At 71.8% G+C, this 21,154-nt stretch carries 24 protein-coding genes and 1 pseudogene; 12 read left to right on the top strand and 13 right to left on the bottom strand.

The window, feature by feature from the left end; genetic code table 11:
- The first annotated feature begins 63 nt into the window (after positions 1 to 63).
- Positions 64 to 891 (top strand): EamA family transporter, encoded by an 828-nt coding sequence (locus ABZX96_RS04135; RefSeq protein ID WP_355537493.1) that lies wholly within the window; start codon positions 64 to 66, stop codon positions 889 to 891.
- Positions 892 to 1,047: 156 nt separating this feature from the next.
- On the opposite strand, the gene ABZX96_RS04140 is transcribed toward ABZX96_RS04135, so the two are convergent.
- The 5 genes from ABZX96_RS04140 to ABZX96_RS04160 form a co-directional block, all read right to left on the bottom strand.
- Positions 1,048 to 2,028, bottom strand: coding sequence for an LPXTG cell wall anchor domain-containing protein (locus tag ABZX96_RS04140; RefSeq protein WP_355537496.1), 981 nt, complete (start codon positions 2,026 to 2,028; stop codon positions 1,048 to 1,050).
- Between the two features lie 153 nt (positions 2,029 to 2,181).
- On the bottom strand, positions 2,182 to 2,319 hold the full coding sequence (locus tag ABZX96_RS04145; RefSeq protein WP_355537499.1) for an LPXTG cell wall anchor domain-containing protein: 138 nt from the start codon (positions 2,317 to 2,319) through the stop codon (positions 2,182 to 2,184).
- A gap of 238 nt (positions 2,320 to 2,557) precedes the next feature.
- Complete coding sequence (locus tag ABZX96_RS04150; protein ID WP_355537502.1) at positions 2,558 to 2,815, bottom strand: hypothetical protein; 258 nt, start codon at positions 2,813 to 2,815, stop codon at positions 2,558 to 2,560.
- Between the two features lie 105 nt (positions 2,816 to 2,920).
- Complete coding sequence (locus ABZX96_RS04155; RefSeq protein WP_355537505.1) at positions 2,921 to 3,103, bottom strand: hypothetical protein; 183 nt, start codon at positions 3,101 to 3,103, stop codon at positions 2,921 to 2,923.
- Positions 3,104 to 3,114: 11 nt separating this feature from the next.
- Positions 3,115 to 3,345 (bottom strand): hypothetical protein, encoded by a 231-nt coding sequence (locus ABZX96_RS04160; RefSeq protein WP_355537508.1) that lies wholly within the window; start codon positions 3,343 to 3,345, stop codon positions 3,115 to 3,117.
- A gap of 101 nt (positions 3,346 to 3,446) precedes the next feature.
- On the opposite strand from ABZX96_RS04160, the gene ABZX96_RS04165 reads away from it, so the two are divergent.
- From ABZX96_RS04165 to ABZX96_RS04185, 5 genes are all read left to right on the top strand, one after another.
- Entirely contained in the window at positions 3,447 to 4,265 is an 819-nt protein-coding gene (locus tag ABZX96_RS04165) for a helix-turn-helix transcriptional regulator (protein ID WP_355537511.1), read from the top strand.
- Positions 4,262 to 4,471: a DUF397 domain-containing protein gene (locus tag ABZX96_RS04170; RefSeq protein ID WP_355537514.1), complete on the top strand. Its 210-nt coding sequence runs from the start codon at positions 4,262 to 4,264 to the stop codon at positions 4,469 to 4,471. Before ABZX96_RS04165 ends, ABZX96_RS04170 begins: the two co-directional genes overlap by 4 nt.
- A gap of 251 nt (positions 4,472 to 4,722) precedes the next feature.
- Positions 4,723 to 4,920: a DUF397 domain-containing protein gene (locus ABZX96_RS04175; protein WP_355537517.1), complete on the top strand. Its 198-nt coding sequence runs from the start codon at positions 4,723 to 4,725 to the stop codon at positions 4,918 to 4,920.
- 28 nt (positions 4,921 to 4,948) lie between these two features.
- Entirely contained in the window at positions 4,949 to 5,134 is a 186-nt protein-coding gene (locus ABZX96_RS04180) for a DUF397 domain-containing protein (protein ID WP_355537520.1), read from the top strand.
- Between the two features lie 40 nt (positions 5,135 to 5,174).
- Positions 5,175 to 5,369: a DUF397 domain-containing protein gene (locus ABZX96_RS04185; RefSeq protein ID WP_355537523.1), complete on the top strand. Its 195-nt coding sequence runs from the start codon at positions 5,175 to 5,177 to the stop codon at positions 5,367 to 5,369.
- Between the two features lie 72 nt (positions 5,370 to 5,441).
- Here the strand turns inward: ABZX96_RS04185 and ABZX96_RS04190 are convergent, their stop codons facing one another.
- The 3 genes from ABZX96_RS04190 to ABZX96_RS04200 are packed head-to-tail and all read right to left on the bottom strand — an operon-like array spanning position 5,442 to position 7,252.
- Complete coding sequence (locus ABZX96_RS04190) at positions 5,442 to 5,885, bottom strand: peptidase inhibitor family I36 protein (RefSeq protein ID WP_355537525.1); 444 nt, start codon at positions 5,883 to 5,885, stop codon at positions 5,442 to 5,444.
- A gap of 9 nt (positions 5,886 to 5,894) precedes the next feature.
- The gene (locus tag ABZX96_RS04195; protein ID WP_355537528.1) at positions 5,895 to 6,845 is read right to left on the bottom strand and encodes a hypothetical protein; all 951 of its coding nucleotides are present in this window, start codon (positions 6,843 to 6,845) and stop codon (positions 5,895 to 5,897) included.
- A 2-nt stretch (positions 6,846 to 6,847) separates the two neighbouring features.
- On the bottom strand, positions 6,848 to 7,252 hold the full coding sequence (locus tag ABZX96_RS04200) for a hypothetical protein (RefSeq protein ID WP_355537531.1): 405 nt from the start codon (positions 7,250 to 7,252) through the stop codon (positions 6,848 to 6,850).
- A gap of 865 nt (positions 7,253 to 8,117) precedes the next feature.
- Here ABZX96_RS04200 and ABZX96_RS04205 point away from each other — a divergent pair.
- From ABZX96_RS04205 to ABZX96_RS04230, 6 genes are all read left to right on the top strand, one after another.
- Positions 8,118 to 9,161 (top strand): teichoic acid biosynthesis protein C, encoded by a 1,044-nt coding sequence (locus ABZX96_RS04205; protein ID WP_355537533.1) that lies wholly within the window; start codon positions 8,118 to 8,120, stop codon positions 9,159 to 9,161.
- A 538-nt stretch (positions 9,162 to 9,699) separates the two neighbouring features.
- Positions 9,700 to 10,545 (top strand): TIGR03084 family metal-binding protein, encoded by an 846-nt coding sequence (locus ABZX96_RS04210; RefSeq protein WP_355537535.1) that lies wholly within the window; start codon positions 9,700 to 9,702, stop codon positions 10,543 to 10,545.
- Between the two features lie 249 nt (positions 10,546 to 10,794).
- Positions 10,795 to 12,525 (top strand): acyclic terpene utilization AtuA family protein, encoded by a 1,731-nt coding sequence (locus tag ABZX96_RS04215; RefSeq protein WP_355537537.1) that lies wholly within the window; start codon positions 10,795 to 10,797, stop codon positions 12,523 to 12,525.
- 534 nt (positions 12,526 to 13,059) lie between these two features.
- Positions 13,060 to 14,661 carry a carboxyl transferase domain-containing protein gene (locus ABZX96_RS04220; RefSeq protein WP_355537539.1) on the top strand — a complete coding sequence of 534 codons (1,602 nt, stop codon included), beginning with the start codon at positions 13,060 to 13,062 and terminating at the stop codon, positions 14,659 to 14,661.
- A 15-nt stretch (positions 14,662 to 14,676) separates the two neighbouring features.
- Complete coding sequence (locus tag ABZX96_RS04225; RefSeq protein ID WP_355537541.1) at positions 14,677 to 16,890, top strand: biotin carboxylase N-terminal domain-containing protein; 2,214 nt, start codon at positions 14,677 to 14,679, stop codon at positions 16,888 to 16,890.
- Positions 16,891 to 16,949: 59 nt separating this feature from the next.
- On the top strand, positions 16,950 to 18,128 hold the full coding sequence (locus tag ABZX96_RS04230) for an acyl-CoA dehydrogenase family protein (protein ID WP_355537543.1): 1,179 nt from the start codon (positions 16,950 to 16,952) through the stop codon (positions 18,126 to 18,128).
- A 159-nt stretch (positions 18,129 to 18,287) separates the two neighbouring features.
- On the opposite strand, the gene ABZX96_RS04235 is transcribed toward ABZX96_RS04230, so the two are convergent.
- The 5 genes and pseudogenes from ABZX96_RS04235 to ABZX96_RS04255 form a co-directional block, all read right to left on the bottom strand.
- Positions 18,288 to 18,542, bottom strand: coding sequence for a hypothetical protein (locus ABZX96_RS04235; RefSeq protein ID WP_355537545.1), 255 nt, complete (start codon positions 18,540 to 18,542; stop codon positions 18,288 to 18,290).
- The gene (locus ABZX96_RS04240; protein WP_355537547.1) at positions 18,539 to 18,796 is read right to left on the bottom strand and encodes a hypothetical protein; all 258 of its coding nucleotides are present in this window, start codon (positions 18,794 to 18,796) and stop codon (positions 18,539 to 18,541) included. The genes ABZX96_RS04235 and ABZX96_RS04240 overlap by 4 nt, the downstream gene beginning before the upstream one ends.
- Before the next feature lie 60 nt (positions 18,797 to 18,856).
- Positions 18,857 to 19,699 (bottom strand): peptidoglycan-binding protein, encoded by an 843-nt coding sequence (locus ABZX96_RS04245; RefSeq protein ID WP_355537549.1) that lies wholly within the window; start codon positions 19,697 to 19,699, stop codon positions 18,857 to 18,859.
- A gap of 163 nt (positions 19,700 to 19,862) precedes the next feature.
- Positions 19,863 to 20,756: a hypothetical protein gene (locus tag ABZX96_RS04250; RefSeq protein ID WP_355537552.1), complete on the bottom strand. Its 894-nt coding sequence runs from the start codon at positions 20,754 to 20,756 to the stop codon at positions 19,863 to 19,865.
- A 116-nt stretch (positions 20,757 to 20,872) separates the two neighbouring features.
- Positions 20,873 to 21,154: pseudogene (locus tag ABZX96_RS04255) on the bottom strand (hypothetical protein); the annotation flags it as partial.

Genomic DNA, 21,154 nt, shown 5'->3' on the forward strand with positions numbered 1-21,154 from the left:
ACCCCCGCGAAACGGGCGGGGGGCCCGGCGAAGAGCTCGGCGACGAGTGGTCGGCTGACCTCCGTGGCGCTGGTGCTCGGCGGGATCGTCTCCGTCCAGTTCGGGTCGTCGCTGGCCGTGCTGCTCTTCCCCCGGGCGAGCGCGCTGGGTGTCGTCACCCTGCGCCTGGTCGTCGCCGCGCTGGTGCTGCTCGTCTTCTCGCGTCCCAAGGTGCGCGGGTACGGCCGGGGCGACTGGGCCACCATCGTGGCCTTCGGCGTCGCCCTCGCCGGCATGAACTCGCTCTTCTACCAGGCGGTGGACCGCATTCCGCTGGGCGCGGCGGTGACCTTGGAGTTCCTGGGCCCGCTGATCCTGTCCGTGGTGATGTCGCGCCGCGCCCTGAGCCTGCTGTGGGCCGCGCTCGCGTTGGGGGGCGTGGCCCTGTTCGGCCGGGAAGGGGTCGACGGGCTCGACCCGGTGGGCGCGGCGTTCGCCCTCGCGGCGGGCGCGTTGTGGGCCGCGTACATCGTGCTCTCGGCCCGTACGGGGCGGCGTTTCCCGCAGGTGGACGGGCTGGCCCTGGCGATGGCCGTGGGGGCGCTGCTCAGCCTGCCGCTCGGGATCGCGACGGCGGGCACGGCCCTGATCGACCCGGTGACGCTGGGCCTGGGCGCGGCCGTCGCGCTGCTGTCCTCGGTCCTGCCCTACACCCTCGAACTGCTCGCCCTGCGCACCCTCCCCGCCTCCGGGCTCGCGGTCATGATGAGCCTGGAACCGGCCGCCGCCGCGACGGCCGGCTTCCTCGTCCTGGACCAGGCGCTGGGCTGGCCCGAGATCGCGGCCATCGCCTTGGTGGTGGTGGCGAGCGTTGGGGCCGTACGGAGTGCGGGGAGCGCGGCGTCGGGGTGAGGCGCTACCCGCGCTCCGTACGGGGACGCGCCGCCCAGGTCGTTGCCGCGTCCCTGGGCGGCGCCCGCAGATAGGCGATCGGGCTGATCGGTTACGAGCTACCGGGGCCGGGCCCGTGAGGCCGGTCCGGGTCCGTCAGGCCGCGACGGACCGTCCTCAGTTCGTCCGGCGACGGCGGGTGATCAGGACGGCCGCGCCGCCCGCGAGGACGGCGGCGCCGCCGATGAGGCCGACGGTGGGCAGGGCGTCGGAGGAGCCGGTCTGGGCGAGGTTGCCACCGCCGCCGGTCGGGAACTGGGCCGCGACCGCCACGACGCTCGGCGAGGCGTAGGGGGCACTGGGCCTGGCCGTCACGGGGGCGGTGGGCTTGGTGGGCACGGGGGAGCTGGTGGGCGTGTGCGTCACGGGCGCGGTGGGCTTCGGCGTGGTGGTGGCGCTGGTGCTCGGCTTGGGTGTCGACGTGGTGGGGGGCTTGGGCTTGCCGGTCGGGGCGGGCTTGTCCGTCGCGTTCACGAACTTGATCGATTTCTGGCCGGTGGAGCTCCCCAGGCAGGGGACGACACGACCGTCGGGCTTGGGGAAGCGGTAGGAGTCCACGAACGACACCTCGACGGAGACGTCCGCCCAGGTCATGTGTGCGGGCAGGTCCGCCTTGGCGCGCAGGCGCAGGTCATAGGTGACCGACTTCTTGGCCTTCAGGACACCGTTACGGACGAAGTGCTCGTAGTAGCCCAGCGGGATCCACTTCCCGGTTTCCCGGTTTTTGTACTCGACATCGACGAACGAGGCGACCACCGGGTCCTCGTCTTCCACCTGCCGCCATGTGTAGACGGCTGCGTTGAGCGTCGTCACATCCTTGTTGCTGATGTTGGTCACCGTCGCGTGGAAATTCCGCCAGCCCCCGCCCCGCACGACCGGTCCGTCGACATCGGTCTGGTTGAGCGTGAGCGTCTTCTGCTCGTAGTCCCCGTACGCGGTGGACACCGTCTCGCAGCCAGGCACCTTCTCCTCGGTGCGTGTGGCGCCTTGGGTGGCTTGGGTGCCTTCGGCGGCGTACGCGGCGGGGGCCACCAGCAGGGCGGCCGGGGCCAGCGTGGCCACGGCGACGGCCGTGGCCACGGTGTGGCGGAGCTTCATGCAGTCCTCTTCCCGTAGGAGACGTAAGGGTGCGCTCGGATGTTCGCGAGGCGTTCATGAGACGTTTGTGGCGGGAAGAGGGTTGTGTGGTTCGGGGAGTGAGCCCGGCCTCCCCGTGCCGGTGACGGCGTCCGAGGTCGGGCCGGGCCGTCCTCAGTTCGTCCGGCGTCGACGCGTGATCAGAACGGTCGCGCCGCCCGCGAGGACGGCGGCGCCGCCGATGAGGCCGATGGTGGGCAGGGCGTCGGAGGAGCCGGTCCGGGCGAGGTTGCCGCCGTTGCCGGTCGGCACGAACGCCGCCGGTACGACGCTCGGCGAGGCGGTGGCGCCGCCGGGCCTGGTCGTCGCGGGCGCGGGGTGGGCGGCCGTGGGCGTCGGGGAGCCGGTGGGCTTGGCGCCGGACGGCTTGCCGGCGGTCGGGTGGGGCTTGGACGGCTCGTTCGCGCTCGTGGTCGGCTTGGGCTTCGATGTGGTGGGGGCTTGGGCTTGGCGGTCGGGGCGGGCTTGTCCGACGCGTTCACGATGTGGATCAGGTTCTGGCCGGTGGGGCCCGCCGTGGCGCGCAGGCGCAGGTCGTAGGTGACCGACGCCGGGCCTTCAGCATGCCGTCCGTTACGAAGAGGCCGGTGGCGTCGTCACTCACGGGAGTCCACGCCCCGGTCCCCGGCGACTTGTACTCGACCTTGACGAACCGGCTCAGCGCCGGTTCGTCGTCCATCTGCCGCCAGGCGTAGGCGGCGACCCTGACCGGGGATATGTCCTTGTCGCTGGTGTTGGTTACCGTCACCCGCAAGGACCGTGGGCCACCGCCCGGCGCGAGCGGCCCGTCGGCGTCGGTCTGGAACAGCGTGAGGGAGTTGTCCCCGGAAGCCGTGATCTGCGGTAACGGGGCTCAGTCGGTCCGGGCGTCGCCTTCCCCGGCGGTGCCGTCCTGTTCCCGGTGCCGCGGACACCGGCAGGGCGGATAGACCGGAGAGCCGTTCTCGATCCCCTCCGGGTCGTCCGCCCGCACCAGCACCGAACGGAGATCACTGCGCTCCCCGTCCGGCCCGACCTGGTAGACGGCGATCGTCATTCGTCGTGGCCTCATGACTCGGCGCGCTCACGGATCCATGAGGCGAGGCGGCGCACTTCGTCGGCACCGGCCCCGCCGAGATGGACGAACCCCTTGCCCATGACGGGAAAGTCGCCCCGGAGCGACGGCAATTTCACTCCCACCAGGGCAAGCGCCTCGACCAACTCCCGTGCCGCTTCCCGGCCCTCCAATAGGGCGCCATCCCCGAAAGAGGGACTTCGCAGGCTGCTTTTCTCGTTCATGCCGCCACGATCGCGGAGCGTCACTAGCTTGGAAAGTGATGGCGCGCGTACGGAGCGTGACTGGTGTCCGTCGCGCATGGCTTGTGTCCAGGAGGTGAGTGATGGACCTCGAAAACGATGAGGCAGCGTCCGCAGTCGTGACGGTTTTCGGTGGTCAGCTGAAGATGTGCCGTGAGTTCGCCGGATTGTCCAGGGAAGAACTGGGCAAGCTGCTCGGCTATGCCATGCACACCATCAAGGCATACGAGTTGGCGACACGCATCCCTGAGGAGGCCACGGTGCTCAAGGCAGACGAAGTGTTGTCGGCCAGAGGAATGTTGAGTGCGTGGGTGCCCGTTCTGGCAGAGGTGCGCTTTTCGCCGTTTGTGAGGCCGCTGGCCAGGTACGAGGCGCATTGCGTCAGCCGGTACTCGTATGACCCTCTGGCGGTGCCCGGACTCTTGCAGACCGAGGAATACGCGCGTGCAGTGGTAGGCGCTGCTGTGCCGGCGATCACCGAAGGGGAAGTCGAACGCGGTGTTGGCGAACGGCTGGCACGGCAGGAGGTACTGGACCGTGAGAGCCCGCCCACAGTGAACTTCGTGATCGAGCAGTCAGCTCTTGAGCGTCCCATCGGAGGAAGTCGCACTCACCGTGCGCAATTGGAGCAGGTACTGAGGCGCGGAGAGCAACGAAGCCTGTCCATCCAAGTGATGCCTACAGGAGTGAAAGAACACCCTGGCATCGATGGTGGCATGATCTTGCTCGAAATGCCTGAGCGGCGCAAAGTCGGGTACATCGAGAGCCAGGCGAACCGCCAGTTGGTAACTGATCGCAAAGCGGTCAGTAGGCTGATGCTGCGGTACGACATGATCCGGACGCAAGCGCTTCCGACAAGCGAGTCAGCCGAAATCATCGAGAAGTTGGCGGGACAAGTATGAGCAGCGAGCCAATCTGGCGAAAGTCCAGCTACAGCGGTCCGCAAGGCGGCGACTGCGTCGAATTCGCCGCGGGCCACAGCACCGTTCGAGTCCGTGACTCGAAGAACCGGTCGGGACCCGCGCTCGCGGTGTGCCCCCGTGCATGGACCTCGTTCGTCCACTACGTACGGAGTCACCCGCGCGGCACCGTGTCAGCCGAGGGCTGAACCGACAGCACGAGGACACAGGGCCCGGCGACCGCTTACTCGCTCGCCGGGCTTCGTCCCTGCCGGAGGCGATGGGGCGACGTGGCCCTCTGCTGGACGAGGCGTTGCCGCCGAGCGCCGGGCCGTCGGCTGAACTCCGGACGGAGGAGGTCGCGGCTGACGATTCAGGTAAGAGACGCGCGTCGGGGCCAAGTGGCTGTCATGTTGGGAGGACGGCCGCTATGTCATGGTGAAAAATTGGTGGGGCCACTATGGGTGATCGGCGATGTTGGTTGAAGTCCACCTACAGCGGTAATGAAGGCGGTGACTGCGTGGAAGTCTCCACGTCCGGCGACGAGACGGTGCACGTACGCGACTCGTATAACCGCACAGGAGCGGTCATTGGCGCCAGTGCGGAGGCTTGGACGGCGTTGATTGATTTCGTGGCCGGTCATGGCTCCGAGGTGTAGCTTCTCGGCAATCAGCAGGGGAGTCGCTATGGGCGAAGAAGGTGCTTGGTCCAAGTCCAGTTACAGCGGCAACCAGGGCGGTGAATGTGTCGAAGTAGCCGTCACCCGTAACGTGGTTCGCGTGCGCGACTCGAAAGATCGTCTCGGCCCTGTCCTTGCGGTTTGCCCTGCGGATTGGGCGTCGTTCGTATCGTTTTCCGTGCGCGCCGGATGAGCTTCGGGCGCGCTACGTCGTTAGGTGATGATCAGTCGTCATGACTCCGACTCTCGCGGGTGCCTTCGTCAAGTCCTCGGCGAGTGGTCAGCAGGACAACTGCGTCGAGGTCGCCCCGCTCCCCGACGACGGCAAGGCCGTCCGCGACAGCAAGAATCGGCGCGGGGCCACTCTGTTCTTCACGTCCTCCGAGTGGTACGCGTTCGTTGAATGCGTAAAGGGCGAGAAGTTCTAGTCTCCGTTCGTAGCGAGCAGTGAAAGGGGAAGCCCCCGCATCCTGCGGGGGCTCCTTCGCGGTCGGTGGGGTTCAGCAGCCCGTCACCCACTTGTGGGACGAGATGTTGTCGTTCAGGGACTGGCCGGCTCCCGAGCCGTTGTTCGGGAAGGTGTAGTTGGCCAGGTTGTCCAGGTAGACGCCGCGTGCGACGCAGTAGGAGGCGCCGCCGTAGCTGAGGCCCCAGTACATGCGCACGTCGTCGTACGTCTCCTCGTAGCCGAAGTTCAGTACGGAGGAGGCTTGGTTGCGCAGCGAACAGCCGGAGTTCCAGTTCGTGGAGTTGCCCGACCAGCGGCAGCTCGTGCCGTTCTGGCCGGCGTGCAACCAGGCGTAGAAGTAGCCGTCGGCGGCGGGCGGCGGCGCGGTGGGACGGGCGGGCGCGGCGTTGGCGGTGGTCGGCAGGGCCAGGACGGTTCCGGCGGTGAGGGCCAGGGCCGCGAGGCCGGTGCGGATTCTGCGGGTGGTCGGGGTCATCGGTTCCTCCTAGGAGTGTGTGGACGGGGAACGGGCTGGGCTGGGTGCGACGGCGCGGGCGCGTGGCAGGGCGGCGTGTTCGCGCCGGAGCCGGTCTTGGAGCGCCGTGCGGTACTGGGTGCGCAACGTCGCGTCGTAATGGCGGTCGAGGCGGCGCGCGGTGGCGGCGAGGCCGCTGTCGCGGGCGCACCGGGCCTCGTCCACCGCGGTGGCGATCTCCCGCGCGCGCTGGGCGGGCGTGCGCGGGTCGGCGAAGGCGGCGCGGCTGGCGCCGGGGTCGGCGTAGTCGTGGCCGCGTCGGTTCATGCAGGTGGACCACTGGCGTATGGCGTCCCGGTAGGCGGGGTCCGCGAACACCCGGCTCTGCCGTGTGCCCGACAGGTTGTCCGTGAGCGTCTGCACGCGGAACCACGCGTCGAGGTCGCCGTACAGGTCGCGCAGGGCCGCCGAGGTGCAGCCGTGGCGGCTGCGGCCCAGGACCGTGCCGTCGGGCAGGGTGACCTTGGGCCCCTCCCGGACGGCACCGTTGAGGGCGGCCAGCGCCGCCGCGCGGCGTGCCGGGGGAAGGCCGCGCAGGTACCGGCGATTGGGGTCGGCCGCCCGCACGGCCTCGATACGGCGCTGGAGGTCGCTCCCGTAACCGTGCCGCGCCGCCCAAGCCGGGTCGTCGACGACGTACGGGAAGTCCCGGGCGTCCGGCACGGGGTCGGGGGGCGTCGGCCACATCCGGAAGCCCTGGGCCGTCATGCAGCGACGGGTGAGGACCTGCTCGGCGGTCCGCAGTACCTGGCGTTCCTGTCCGGTCAGGGGGCGCGGGTCGGCGGAGGATGGGCGGGCCGCGGTCGGGGCGTCGGGTGTGGCGGCGCACCCCGCGGAAACGGTGGCGAGGCAGAGGAGCACGGACGCGAGGAGCCGGGGCAGACCTCTGTGGCGGGCGCCCGGGGCGGTGGGTCCGGCCATGGTCAGCAGTGGTCGACCCAGCGGTGGGACGCGACACCGCCGCTCAATGTGTCCAGGACGGCTTGGGGCGGCAGGCAGTACTGGTTGCCGCGAAAGTACGGCAGTGCGTAGAGAAGCACGTGGGACTTCGGGCCCGGTACCGCGTTGTTGTGTACGCGTCCGCCCGCACCGCTCAGGGCGCAGAGCTTCCAATTGGCGTCATCGGTTCCCTGCTGCCACACGCAGCGTGTGGTGGTGGGGCTCGATGCCTCCAGGTAGCCGTATGGTGCGCCGGAATGACGGGCCGGTTCGGTGGAGGGTGCGGGGCCTGGTGCAGCCGATGCCGGGGCGGCCGGCGCGCCCGTTGCGAGGAACAGCAGAGTGCCGGTGGCACCGATGGCGGTGCGGAGTGCTGCGCGGTGTCTCATTTCCCCTCCCTTGGCTGCCGTTGGACAGCATGGCCGGTAAGCACGGGTCGGAAAGCAGCGATATCGGCCGGTCTGAACATGTCGGGTTCTGGTGCCCGGAACGGTGCGTTCGTGGCGGAACGGTGTCCTCATGACAGGGGAGGAGCGAGGGCGCGGCGGCGCTCGGAGGGGGTGACGTGGGGCGCGGGGCGTGCGCCGGATGCGGCACGGGTGCTTCCGGGCGACCCGCGTGTACCGGCCACGGACGACAACGCGCCACGCGTGCTTGGCGCCGGGGTGGCGGAAGGCTGATGTGCGGTGCGCTCGGTTCCGGTCGTACGTGAGGACGTGACCTGCGGAAAGGCGCGGCCGGCCGGACGGTGATGTGAAGCCTGGCGATGCTGGGCGGGGAGTGGCGATGGCGGGAACCCGACCCTTGGGGGATGTCCCGGAGAAAACCGTACGAGCGAGCTCGGGGATACGTGGGGGACGTCTCGGGGTTGCCGGTGGATTTGCGGGGGCGTACGCCGGACAAGCCTTTGACATGGGGTGGTTGGGACGCAGGCAAGTGATTCTGTTCGGTGGTGTTCTCGCGGGACACGGCTGGTGGCCGGGCCGGTGCCGCGGCGAAGGGCCCACCGGGCGCCGGTCGGCGGGGACGGAGGGCGGTGGAGGTGGCTCACCTGGTGCGGAGGTTCCGGGCGGCGCCGGTGCGGCCGGTCCGGGCACGCACAGATCAGCGGGTTATGTGGGGAGGGGAGTTGAGGAGGGGACGAGCGCCGGGGACGGCTTTCCGTCGGGGTCGGGGCCGGGGTCGGGATCAGGGTCGGGATCGGGGCCGCGCACAGGAAAGGGGCCGTACGCGTGGGACCGGCCGGGCGCGGACGTGGACGAACGGCGACCGTACGCGGAGGTGCGCGAACGGGACGGGCCACGCGGAGACGAGACCGGCATGGAGGGCGGACCGCAGACGCGTGAACAGGCCGGGCGGCGGCCCGGCCCCGGAGCGGGGCAGCGGGAAGCGGACGGCATCCGGCTGACGGGCCCCGCGCGGCTGCTCATCGACCGGCGACGGCTGGCGCACACCACGGTCCTGCAGTCCTTCGCCTTCGACGAGCGGCGTGGCCACCTGTATGCCATACAGGTCATGGAGGGCGGCGTGCGGCTGCCGGGCGAGCCGCGCGCGTACGGGCACGAGGAGCGCAGGCGCCGCGGTGACCTGTGCCTGAACCGGCTTACGACGCGCGGTGATCGGCTGGGGCACATGTTCCTCCTCGGGTTCGGGCACGGTGGGGCGTTCGGGCTGGAAGACGGGGGTGCGGGCGGCCCCGCCTTGTGGACCGAGTGGGACGACAACCCGGTCTCCGGTTACGGGCGCGGCATCTGCCGCTTCCACTTCCGGCACGGGGCGGTACTGCGAGCCCGGGGCTCGGGGCTCGCCACGTACCGGCCACTGCCCGGCACCACGAAGAACCACCCGGCGATCGATCCGGCCACCGGCCGGCTGCTCCTCCGCTACCGCCGACGCGGCCGGTACCGGTACGCCGTCTACGACTTGCGCCGGTTCGCCGCGCGGGACTACCGGCCGCTGGCGGACCTGCCCCAACCCGCCGCGGGCCCGCCCTTCCAGGGCATGGCGCTGCACGGCGACCACGTCTACCAGCTGACCGGCAGCGGCTACGGACCGGGCAACCCGCCGTCGTCGGGCGGAAATGTGCGGCTGCAACGGGTGGACCTGCACACCGGCCGGGTGGACCAGCAGATACGGGTCGGGTTCGGGCAAGGACTCCGTCCGCGCGAGCCCGAGGGGCTGGCGGTGCTGCGCGGACACGGCGGCAGCTCCCGCCTGTGCCTGGCCCTGACGTCGGGGCCGACACGGGGGCGGCGGTATTCGGTGTACGCGATCGGGGGTGGGGGCGGGCGGGGGTAGCGGGAGCGGGGGCGGGGTGCGGGGGCCGGGAGGGGGAGGGGGGAGGGCCCCATGATCGGGCGAAATGGTCGCGGGTCAGGGCTACGGGTCGCGCTTGCGGGCCGTAGCCCACACCAGACGTGGGTTGCTCCGTAGGTATTCCGTAGGTACGCGGCGCACGGCGGGCGGCGGGCCGCGTCAGGCCCGGAGCACACAGTCGGCCCGTCGGGGAGAGCGGGTCGACCAACGCGGCGGTCGCCGTCAGCCGACCGACTGCCATCGGGCCGAGCAACACGCCCAGCACCACATGACCAACACGCCGGTCAACCGTCACACGATCGGCGGCCCAGAAGCCCACCCCGCGCCCCACACCACCGCACCCCGTGCCCCACACCGCCCCGTCCCACCACTCCGCGCAAAAATCATGCATGCGTGCTTGATTGTTTCCTGGCCCGCTGCCACGCTCATAGCGCGCGACCCGTTCGACCGCCCGCACCATGTAAGCGGAGAGTCAACTAGCCCTGCCCGTAAGGCAGATGGCCCGACGAGGGGATGCAGCGTGGCCGACGCGAGTGTTGTGCTGGCGGATCTGAGGGACGAGAGCGCGGAGTTGGACGCGTTGGTGGCCGGGCTGCCGCCGGAGCGGTGGGCGGCACCGACGCCCGCGCCCGGCTGGACGATCGCCCACCAGATCGGGCACCTGCTGTGGACCGACCGGCAAGTGCTGCTGGCCGTCACCGACCCGGAGACCTTCCGGAAGACCGCCGAGCGGGCCCTCACCCTGACCGAGAGCTTTGTCGACGAAGGGGCCGCCCGCGAGATCCGGGTACCCCCCGCCGAACTGCTGGCCCGCTGGCGGACGACCCGTGAGGAGATGTGGCGGGCGCTGGCCGCGATGCCGGAGGGCGACCGTTTGCCCTGGTACGCGACGCGGATGAGCGCCGCCTCCATGGCGTCCGGGCGCCTGATGGAGACCTGGGCGCACGGCCTGGACGTCGCCGACGCCCTGGGCGTGACCCGCGAGCCCACCGCACGACTCCGGCACATCGCCCGGCTGGGCGTGCGGGCGCGCGACTACGCGTACATGGCGCGCGGGCTCACCCCGCCGCAGGAGGAGTTCCGGGTGGAGCTGCGCGCCCCGGACGGCGGCACCTGGGCCTTCGGCCCCGAGGACGCCGCCCAGACGGTGACCGGCGACGCGCTGGGCTTCTGCCTCCTGGCCACCCAGCGCGCGCACCGTGCCGATGTGGACGTACAGGCCCGAGGCGCCGACGCCGAGCAATGGCTCGGCATCGCCCAGGCCTTCGCCGGCCCTCCGGGCCCGGGCCGGGAGCCCGGGCAAGGCGTCCTGACCGCGACGGACGACCGGCCCGGTCAGGCGGAAGCCGGCGGAAGCCCCGACTGACGCGCCACACGGAGGAGCGCGCCACACGGAGGAGCGCGCCACACGGAGGAGCGCGCCACACGGAGGAGATCGCCCAGCCCACCCCCACCGGCCCCGCCGACCCGCCTCCCGCCCCGCCAGGAGCCACCTCCACCGGCCCCACCGACTCGTCCTACGCCCCACCCAAAGCCACCCCCACCGGCCCCGCCGCCCCACCAGGAGCCGCCCCCACCAGCCTCACCGCCCCCCGCCCTCCCAGGAGCCGCCCCCATGGCCCAAGCCCCCAACACCCCGCCGCAACCACCCCCCACCCCCCTCCGCATCGGCAACGCCTCCGGCTTCTACGGCGACCGTTTCAGCGCGTTCACGGAGATGCTGACCGGCGGCCCGCTGGACGTCCTCACCGGTGACTACCTCGCCGAGCTGACCATGCTCATCCTCGGCCGCGACCGCCTCAAGGACCCCGGCCGCGGCTACGCCCGGACCTTCCTCCGTCAGCTCGAAGAAGGACTCGGCCTGGCCGTCGAGCGCGGCGTGCGGATCGTCGTCAACGCGGGCGGGCTGAACCCGTCCGGGCTGGCCGACGCGATAAGGGAGTTGGCGGACAAGGCCGGGGTGGACGTCCGCGTCGCGCACGTGGAGGGTGACGACCTGCTGGCGCGCGGGGGCTGGGGCGAGGGTGTCCTGACGGCCAACGCCTACCTTGGGGGCGGCGGTATCGCGGCGTGCCTGCGGGCCGGGGCCGACGTGGTGGTCACCGGCCGGGTGACGGACGCCGCGCTGGTCAGCGGGGCCGCGGCGGCGCACTTCGGGTGGCGGCCGGACGACTGGGACCGGCTGGCGGGCGCGGTGGCGGCGGGCCACGTCCTGGAGTGCGGGGCCCAGGCCACGGGCGGCAACTACGCCTTCTTCGCCGGCCACGACGTGCGCCGCCCCGGCTTCCCGCTGGCCGAGATCGCGGCCGACGGCTCGTCCGTCATCACCAAGCACCCCGGGACCGGGGGACTGGTCGACGTCGGCACCGTCACCGCCCAACTGCTCTACGAGACGGCCGGGGCCCGTTACGCCGGTCCGGACGTGACCGCGCGGCTGGACACCGTACGGCTGACGGACGACGGACCGGACCGGGTGCGTGTCACCGGAGTCCGCGGCGAGGCACCGCCGCCGACGCTCAAGGTGGGGCTGACCCGGCTCGGCGGCTGGCGCAACGAGGTGACCTTCGTCCTGACGGGCCTGGACGTGGACGCCAAGGCCGCACTCGTCCGGGAGCAGATGGAAGCGGCGCTGGACGCGTCCGGGCGGCGGCCGGCCGAGGCGCGCTGGACGCTGGCCCGTACCGACCATCCGGACGCGGCGGTGCAGGAGGAGGCGAGCGCGTTGCTGCGACTGGTCGTGCGGGACGCGGAGCAGGCCGTGGTGGGGCGGGCGGTGAGCGGCGCCGCCGTGGAGCTGGCGCTCGCCAGTTACCCCGGCTTCCACCTCACCGCGCCACCGGGGAAGGGCGATCCGTACGGCGTCTTCGAGGCGGCCTTCGTGGACGCGGCGACCGTGCCGCACGTGGCGGTGCTGCCGGACGGCCGACGGGTCGAGGTCGGGCCGGCGCCCGAGACGCGGGCGCTGGAACCGGTTCCGGAGCCGGAGCTGCCCGAGCCGCTCGCGGACCCGGGCCCGACCCGCCGGGCGCCGCTCGGCCTCGTGGCCGGGGCCCGCAGCGGCGACAAGGGCGGGTCGGCGAACGTGGGCGTGTGGGTCCGTACGGACGCGGCCTGGCGATGGCTGGCGCACGAGCTGACCGTGGAACGGTTCCGGCTGCTGCTGCCCGAGGCCGCCGCGCTGCCCGTCACCCGGCACGTCCTGCCCCGGTTGCGGGCGCTGAACTTCGTGGTCGAGGGGCTGCTCGGCGAGGGCGTCGCCGCCCAGGCCCGCTTCGACCCGCAGGCCAAGGCCGTGGGGGAGTGGCTCCGCTCCCGCCACCTGGACATCCCGGAGGTGCTGCTGTGACCGCCCGACCTGCACCGAAGCCCGTTCCCGGACGGCACGAGCCCATGGCGCGCGGGCGCACCGCGCGGGTTGCGGAGGTGCTGCCGTGACGGCCTCACCTGCACCGAAGGCCGTTCCGGCTCGCGGCGTGCGGGTGCCGCGCATGGGGATCGGAGGTGTTGCTGTGACCGCCCGACCAGGCCCGAAGCCCGTCCCCGCACGCCACCGGCACACGGCGTATGGGGACCCCGCACGACAAACGGAGTTGGTGACCACCCCACCAGCCCCGAAGCCCGTCCCCGCACGGCACCGGCTCACGGCGTGCGGGGACCCCGCACGACAAACGGAGTTGGTGACCACCCCACCAGCCCCGAAGCCCATCCCCGCACGCCACCGGCTCACGGCGTGCGGGGACCTCGCACCACAAACGGAGCTGGCGACCACCCCACCAGCCCCGAAGCCCGCCCCCGCACCCCACCGCCCCACGGCCCACGAGCACCCCGCACCAGAACACAGACCAGCCCTGCCCACCCCACTCCCCCCGGAGGCCCGGCGATGACCGTCCTCGTCAGCGGCCTCGACACCACGAGCCCCGAATACGCCGCGAACCGCGAGACCATGCTCGCCAAACTGGCGGAGATCGAGACTGAGCACGCCAAGGCGATCGGTGGGGGCGGCGAGAAGTACGTCACCCGGCACCGCGAGCGCGGCAAGCTCCTCGCCCGGGAACGCATCGAACTGCTGCTGGACCCCGACACCCCCTTCCTGGAGCTGTCACCGCTCGCGGCCTGGGGCAGCGACTACCAGGTGGGCGCGTCCCTGGTCACCGGGATCGGGGTGATCGAAGGGGTGGAGTGCCTGGTCACCGCCAACGACCCGACCGTACGGGGCGGGGCTTCCAACCCCTGGACGCTGAAGAAGGCGTTGCGGGCCAACGAGATCGCCTACGCCAACCGCCTGCCCGCGATCTCCCTCGTGGAGTCCGGTGGCGCGGACCTGCCCAGCCAGAAGGAGATCTTTATTCCTGGCGGGGCGCTGTTCAAGGACATCACGCGGCTGTCGGCGGCGGGCATCCCCACCGTCGCCGTGGTGTTCGGCAACTCCACCGCCGGCGGCGCGTACATCCCGGGCATGTCCGACCACGTGATCATGGTCAAGGAGCGGGCCAAGGTCTTCCTGGGCGGTCCGCCGCTGGTGAAGATGGCGACGGGGGAGGAGAGCGACGACGAATCGCTGGGCGGCGCCGAGATGCACGCCCGCACCTCCGGCCTGGCCGACTACTTCGCCGTGGACGAGCCGGACGCGCTCCGCCAGGCCCGTCGCGTGATCGCCCGCCTCAACTGGCGCAAGGCGACACCCGATCCGCCCGCCGCCGTCCCCGCGCCCCGGTACGACGAGGACGAGCTGCTGGGCATCGTCCCCGGCGACCTCAAGACGCCCTTCGACCCGCGCGAGGTGATCGCCCGGCTGGTGGACGACTCGGACTTCGACGAGTTCAAACCGCTGTACGGGCCGAGCCTGGCCACCGGCTGGGCGCGGCTGCACGGCTACCCGGTGGGCGTCCTGGCCAACGCGCGGGGCGTGCTGTTCAGCGCCGAGTCCCAGAAGGCCGCCCAGTTCATCCAGCTCGCCAACCAGCGCGACATCCCGTTGATCTTCCTGCACAACACCACCGGCTACATGGTCGGCAAGGAGTACGAGCAGGGCGGCATCATCAAGCACGGCGCCATGATGATCAACGCGGTGTCCAACTCCCGCGTCCCTCACCTGTCCGTCCTGATGGGCGCCTCGTACGGCGCGGGCCACTACGGGATGTGCGGCCGGGCCTACGACCCCCGGTTCCTGTTCTCCTGGCCGAGCGCCAAGTCCGCCGTCATGGGGCCGCAGCAGCTCGCCGGGGTGCTGTCGATCGTCGCCCGAGCCTCTGCTGCCGCGAAGGGGCAGCCGTACGACGACGAGGGGGACGCGGCGCTGCGCGCCATGGTGGAGCAGCAGATCGAGTCGGAATCCCTGCCGATGTTCCTGTCGGGACGGCTGTACGACGACGGGGTCATCGACCCGCGCGACACCCGCACCGTCCTGGGCCTGTGCCTGTCCGCCCTGCACACGGCGCCGGTGGAGGGCGCGCGGGGCGGCTTCGGCGTCTTCCGGATGTGAGAGGGCTGGTTGTTCATGCGTGCTGACAGGGATGCCGACGGGGCCAAGGGGGCCGATGGGGCTCGGGGGCTCACCGAGGAGCCGACCGTTTCAGAGGCAGCTACCGTTCCCGAAGGGCCGACCAGGTCGACCGTTCCCCAGGCGCCCATCCGCTCCCTCCTCGTCGCCAACCGCGGCGAGATCGCCCGCCGGATCTTCCGCACCTGCCGCGACCTGGGCATCACCACCGTCGCCGTGCATTCGGACGCGGACGCCGACGCCTGGCACGTCCGCGAGGCCGACGCCGCGGTGCGCCTCCCGGGCGATGCTCCCGCCGACACCTACCTCCGCGGTGACCTCGTGGTGAAGGCGGCGCTCGCGGCGGGTGCGGACGCGGTGCACCCGGGTTACGGGTTCCTCTCCGAGAACGCCGGGTTCGCGGCGGCGGTGCAGGACGCCGGGCTCGTCTGGGTCGGCCCGCCGCCGGCCGCCATCGAGGCCATGGCCTCCAAGACCCGCGCCAAGGAGCTGATGGGCCGGGCGGGCGTGCCGCTGCTCGCCCCGCTCGACCCCGAACGCGTGACGGAGGGCGACGTGCCGCTGCTGGTGAAGGCGGCGGCGGGCGGCGGCGGACGTGGTATGCGCGTCGTGCGGGAACTCAACGCGTTACCAGCTGAGTTGGAGGCGGCCCGCGCCGAGTCCGCCGCCGCCTTCGGGGACGGCGAGGTGTTCGTCGAGCCGTACGTGGAAGCCGGACGGCACGTCGAGGTGCAGGTCCTGGCCGACGCGCACGGCACCGTCTGGGTTCTCGGCACCCGTGACTGCTCCCTACAGCGCCGCCACCAGAAGGTCATCGAGGAAGCCCCGGCCCCGGCCCTGCCCGCCACGTTGCGCGACCGGCTGCACGCGTCCGCCTCCGAGGCGGCGCGCGCCATCGGCTACCGGGGCGCGGGGACGGTGGAGTTCCTGGTCTCGCCCTCGGGCCACCCGTACTTCCTCGAAATGAACACCCGCCTCCAGGTCGAGCACCCCGTCACCGAGGCGATCCACGGCCTGGACCTGGTGGCCCTGCAACTGCGCGTCGCCGAGGGCCGCCGCCTGCCCGCCGCGCCCCCGCCACCCACCGGCCACGCCGTGGAGGCGCGGCTGTACGCGGAGGACCCGGCGGCGGACTGGCAGCCGCAGACCGGTCCGCTGCACCATCTGTCCGTCCCGGAGGGCGTACGGCTGGACACCGGCGTGACCAGCGGCGACACCATCGGTGTGCATTACGACGCGATGCTCGCCAAGGTCATCGCCTGGGCCCCCACCCGGGACGAGGCGATCCGCCGCCTCGCCGACGCGCTGTCCCGGGCCCGCATCCACGGCCCGGTGACCAACCGGGACCTCTTGGTGCGCTCGCTGCGCCACCCGGACTTCACGGGGGAGGGAGCGGGCGACCAGGCACGACGTGACGACGCTTCCGAGAACGCCCCGGACGCCCCGTTCATCTCGGACGCCCCGGGCGCCCCGGACGTATCGGACGCCCCCCTCCCCACCCTCCCCGGCCTCAACACCGCCTTCTACGAGCGCAACCTCGCCGAGCTCACCGCCCCGTCACCGGAGGCCGCGTCCGGGGCCCGCATCGCCGCCCTGGCCGCCGCGCTCACGGACGCGCACGGCCGGTCCCGCTTCGGCGGTTTCCGCAACGTGCCGTCCCAGCCCCAGGTCAAGACGTACGCGTCCGACGGCACCGAGTACGAGATCCGCTACCGACTCACCAGGGACGGCCTGCGGGCCGAGGGCTTCCCGGGCATCCGACTGCTGTCCCTGGCCGCCGACCACGTGGTGCTCGACGTGGACGGCATACGCCGCCGGTTCGACGTATCCCGCTACGAGGCGCCTCGTCAGGCCCGATCCGGGACGAGCGTCGGCCCCGGCGGAACTACCACCCGCCCGTCTCCAGCCCGCGTCTTCGTCGACTCACCCCTCGGCTCGTACGCCCTCACCGCCGTCCCGCGCTTCCCCGACCCCACGACCCGTACGGAACCCGGTTCGCTGCTGGCCCCCATGCCGGGCACGGTGGTGCGGGTCGCGGACGGTCTGGCGGAGGGGGCGCGGGTGGAGGCCGGGCAGCCGCTGCTGTGGCTGGAGGCGATGAAGATGGAACACAAGATCACCGCGCCTGCCTCGGGCACCCTCACGGCGCTGCACGCGGTCCCGGGCCGCCAAGTGGAGGTGGGCACCCTCCTGGCCGTCGTCACCGCGTGACCCACCACCCCCGGTACCGCCCCCTCCCCTAAATGGTCCCCGTACACAAGGAGCGCCCCGTGAGCAGCAGCCCCACGAGCAACCCTGTGATCGAAACCGAAGAACACCGCGCCCTGCGCGCCGCGGTGGCCGCGCTCGGTAAGCGGTACGGCCGGGAGTACTTCGCCGGTGTCGTCGCCGACGGGCGGCACACCGACGAACTCTGGGCCGAGGCCGCCAAGCTCGGCTACCTGGGCGTCAACCTCCCCGAGGCGTACGGCGGCGGAGGCGGCGGCATCACCGAACTCTCCATCGTGCTGGAGGAGCTGGGCGCCGCCGGATGCCCGCTGCTCATGCTGGTGGTCTCCCCGGCGATCTGCGGCACGGTCATCGCCCGCTTCGGCACCGAGGAGCAGAAGCGGACCTGGCTCCCGGGCCTCGCGGACGGCAGCCGCAAGATGGCGTTCGGCATCACCGAACCCGACGCCGGTTCCAACTCGCACCGGATCACCACCACCGCCCGCCGGGACGGGACCGACTGGATTCTCACCGGCCGCAAGGTCTTCATCTCCGGCGTGGACATCGCCGACGCCACGCTCATCGTCGGCCGGACGGAGGACGCGCGCACCGGCAAGCTCAAGCCCTGCCTGTTCATCGTCCCCCGGGACACGCCCGGCTTCACGCGCAGCCACATTCCCATGGAACTGGCCGCGCCGGAAAAGCAGTTCGAACTCGTCCTGGACGACGTCCGGCTGCCCGCCGACGCCCTGGTCGGCGACGAGGACGCCGGGCTCCTCCAACTCTTCGCCGGCCTCAACCCCGAACGGATCATGACGGCGGCCTTCGCGCTCGGCATGGGCCGCTACGCGGTGGAACGGGCCGTCGACTACGCCCGCACCCGGCAGGTGTGGAAGGAGCCCATCGGCGCCCACCAGGCCATCGCCCACCCGCTCGCCCAGGCCCACATCGACATCGAGCTGGCCCGCCTGATGACGCGCAAGGCCGCGTACCTCTACGACGCCGGCGACGACATGGGCGCGGGCGAGGCCGCCAACATGGCCAAGTACGCGGCGGCCGAGGCCGCCGTGAAGGCCGTCGACCAGGCCGTGCACACCCTCGGCGGCAACGGCCTGACCAGGGAATACGGGCTGGCCGCCATGATCACGGCGGCGCGCGTGGCCCGCATCGCCCCCGTCAGCCGGGAGATGATCCTCAACTACGTATCGCACCAGTCGCTGGGACTGCCGAAGTCGTACTGAGGGTGGGGGACGGGGGCGGGTCGTGCCGCCCTCGTCAGTGGCCCGCTGTGCCGCCACCGGAACGCACGAAAGCCCGCCCCCGCCACCGGAACGAGCCGGCAGCGAGGGCGGGGAAGGGGGAACGGGGCAGGGGCAGCGCGGCCATGCGGCCACGGGTGATCAATGCCCGGACGTGGCCGTCCAGATGGTGACGAGCAGCCCGGCCACCGCGACGAGAGCGGCGATGCTGGGCAGCGGCCAGCGGCGGCGCTCCACGGCATCGAGCCGGGCGTCGAGGTCGGCGAGCTGGCGATCGGTCTGGTCGGAGCGCTGGACGAGGAGCGCGAGAGCACCGTCGACCCGGGCGAACCCCGCTTCGACGGCCCCGCGCAACCGCTCCAGTTCCAGCGCGACCTCAGAGGTGGGGTCGGTCACGCGTCACCTCCGCCGCTGCGGTCCTGGGAGCGCGGCACCGTGGGCGGTTCGGCGCGCAGCCAGGCGGGCAGGAGCGCCTGCACGCCCGGCAGCGCCATGACGCGGGCGAGGCCACCCGCGGTTCCCAGGGCCGCGGCGACCCACGGCAGGGTCGGAGGAATGCCTGAGGCCTCGACGATCGCGGGGAGCAGGACGGCGAGGGCCACCGCCGTCTGGACGACGGTGCGGACGGCACGGCGGGTGGCGTCGGTCATGGCGGGGTGCCTCATTTCAGGGAAGGGCGGAGCGCTCCGCCCAGTGGTGCGGGTGAGGGGTCAGGCAGGAGGGACCTTCAACGCGTCCCAGGAAGCGCGGCCGGGCCAGCCGTCCGCGTCGGCGCCGGTGTACCCGAGCTTGCGCTGCCACGCGGCGTAACCGCGCCGGTCGGCTTCGGTCCACTGCGGATCCGGGCCATCGGCGTAGGCGGCACAGCCCTCGGCGACGAGCCGGCGGCCCATGGCGGTGACGAGCGGGGACCGGGGCGACCGCCTGAACCAGTCCGCGCCGGGGAAGGGGGCGAACGCCTCGACGTTCGTGGCCCTGGCCGCGCTGGGGGAGTCGGTGGCGCTGGGGAGGTCGGCGACCGACGCGGCGTGTGCGAAGAAGGTGACACCGCGCCGCGATCGCCAGGCGGGGTCGGCGAGGACGACGCCCTCGGGGTAGTCGGGGACGCCGTAACCGTGGACGTAGGCGGAGCGGCGCGGGCGCGTCTTCTCGTAGACGCCGTCGCCCTCGGCCGAACCGTTGGCGTTGGTGTTCCCCTCCACGGTGGTGATGGTGGTGTCCGTGTAGGCGACGCACAGCCCGACGTGGGTGCCACCGCCGGGCCCGAAGTAGACCGGTCCGCCGATCACCGGGTAATCGCTGAACCGGCCGCGGACGCGGTACCACTCCACCCCCGCCGCGCACGAGGCCGTGACGGGAGCGAGGCCGGCGGCCCCGGCGGTGCGGAACACCCAGGAGACGAAGGTCGAACACCACGCCTGGCCCTGTGACCACTGGAGCCCGGGCACCGCTGGGCTGTAGCGCTGGACGTTGTTCCAGTGGCCCGACGTCCGCCCTTCGCGGTAGCCGACTTCCGCGCGAGCGGTGGCGATGACCCTGCGAGCTGTGGACATACGACGTGGCTTCCTCTCTGGGCGGCGAACGGAAGGGGCCCGTGCCGCTCCGGGCGGGGAACACCCCGGAGCGGCACGGAGGAGGCGGTGCGGCACCGCCGGGAGGACGGCGCGAGGGCGGCCGGCACCGGGCCTTGGGGACGACGGGCCGGTCTTTGACGGCTCAGGACTTCCAGTAGTTGGCCTGGAGGGTGCCGCTGGTGACGGTGGCGCTGTCGGTGCCGTCGGCGATGTCGATGTGCCACTGGACGCGGTTGCCGTCGGCGACGTAGGCGCCGGTGGTGGTCTGGCTGATGAAGGTGGAGCCGGTGGTGGCGAGGTGTTCCTGGACGGGCAGGAGCTTCTGCGGTTCGCCGGAGCCGGGGCCCTTGACCTCGACGAATCGGGTCTGGATGGTGGTGCCGGGCTTGAGGCCGGTGAGGGTGGCGGAGGCGGTGGCGATGTAGTGGGCGGGGCCGTAGACGAAGGCGGAGCCGCCGGCGCCGTGCTGGTTGCCGGCGTCGTCGTACTCGACGTCGAAGACGAGTTCCTTGCGCTCGTTCGGCTTGAACACGGCTTCGGCGTTACGGCCCAGGCTCACACGCTTCGGCGTGTCGTCGGCGTCGCCCGCCAGCTCGGCGACGAGCTCGGCCGACGCGCGCTCGTGCTTGGCGTAGTACGTGGGAAAGCCACTGCGCTGGACCGTCTGTGCGACCTCCCAAAGCTGCCGCTCAGTCAGGTAGTTCGGCCCGTACTTGCCGGGGCACATCTCCTTCATCGTGGAGAAGAACTTGGCCGAGGAATAGTGCGGGTCCATGATTTGCGCGGGTGTGCCCCATCCCATGGAGGGACGCTGCTGGAAAAGGCCCAGGGAATCCCGGTCACCGCCGTTGATGTTCCTCAGGCCCGACTCCTGAAGCGCGGTGGCGATACCGACCACCGCGCCCCGGTAACCGAGGCCGGCCTTCAGCGCCTCCTCGATGATGACCTTGCCGAAGCCCTTTTGCTCGCTCGTGAACGTCCAATCCTGCTGTGCGTACGTCAGTGTGTACGGGAGTAGCTCATCGACCGTGACCACCGGTGGTTCCTTTCGGAAAGAGGGGAGGGAAAAGGCGGTGTCCCCGTCGGCGCGTTGCGCGACGGGGACACCGCGGGGCGGGCCGGGCCCCTGTGAGGGGGCCCGGCCGTGGTGGGTCAGGACTTCCAGTAGTTGGCCTGGAGGGTGCCGCTGGTGACGGTGGCGCTGTCGGTGCCGTCGGCGATGTCGATGTGCCACTGGACGCGGTTGCCGTCGGCGACGTAGGCGCCGGTGGTGGTCTGGCTGATGAAGGTGGAGCCGGTGGTGGCGAGGTGTTCCTGGACGGGCAGGAGCTTCTGGGGCTCGCCGGAGCCGGGGCCCTTGACCTCGACGAATCGGGTCTGGATGGTGGTGCCGGGCTTGAGGCCGGTGAGGGTGGCGGAGGCGGTGGCGATGTA

The sequence above is a fragment of the Streptomyces sp. NPDC003077 genome (assembly GCF_040611095.1).
In the GTDB taxonomy this organism is placed as follows: Bacteria; Actinomycetota; Actinomycetes; order Streptomycetales; family Streptomycetaceae; genus Streptomyces.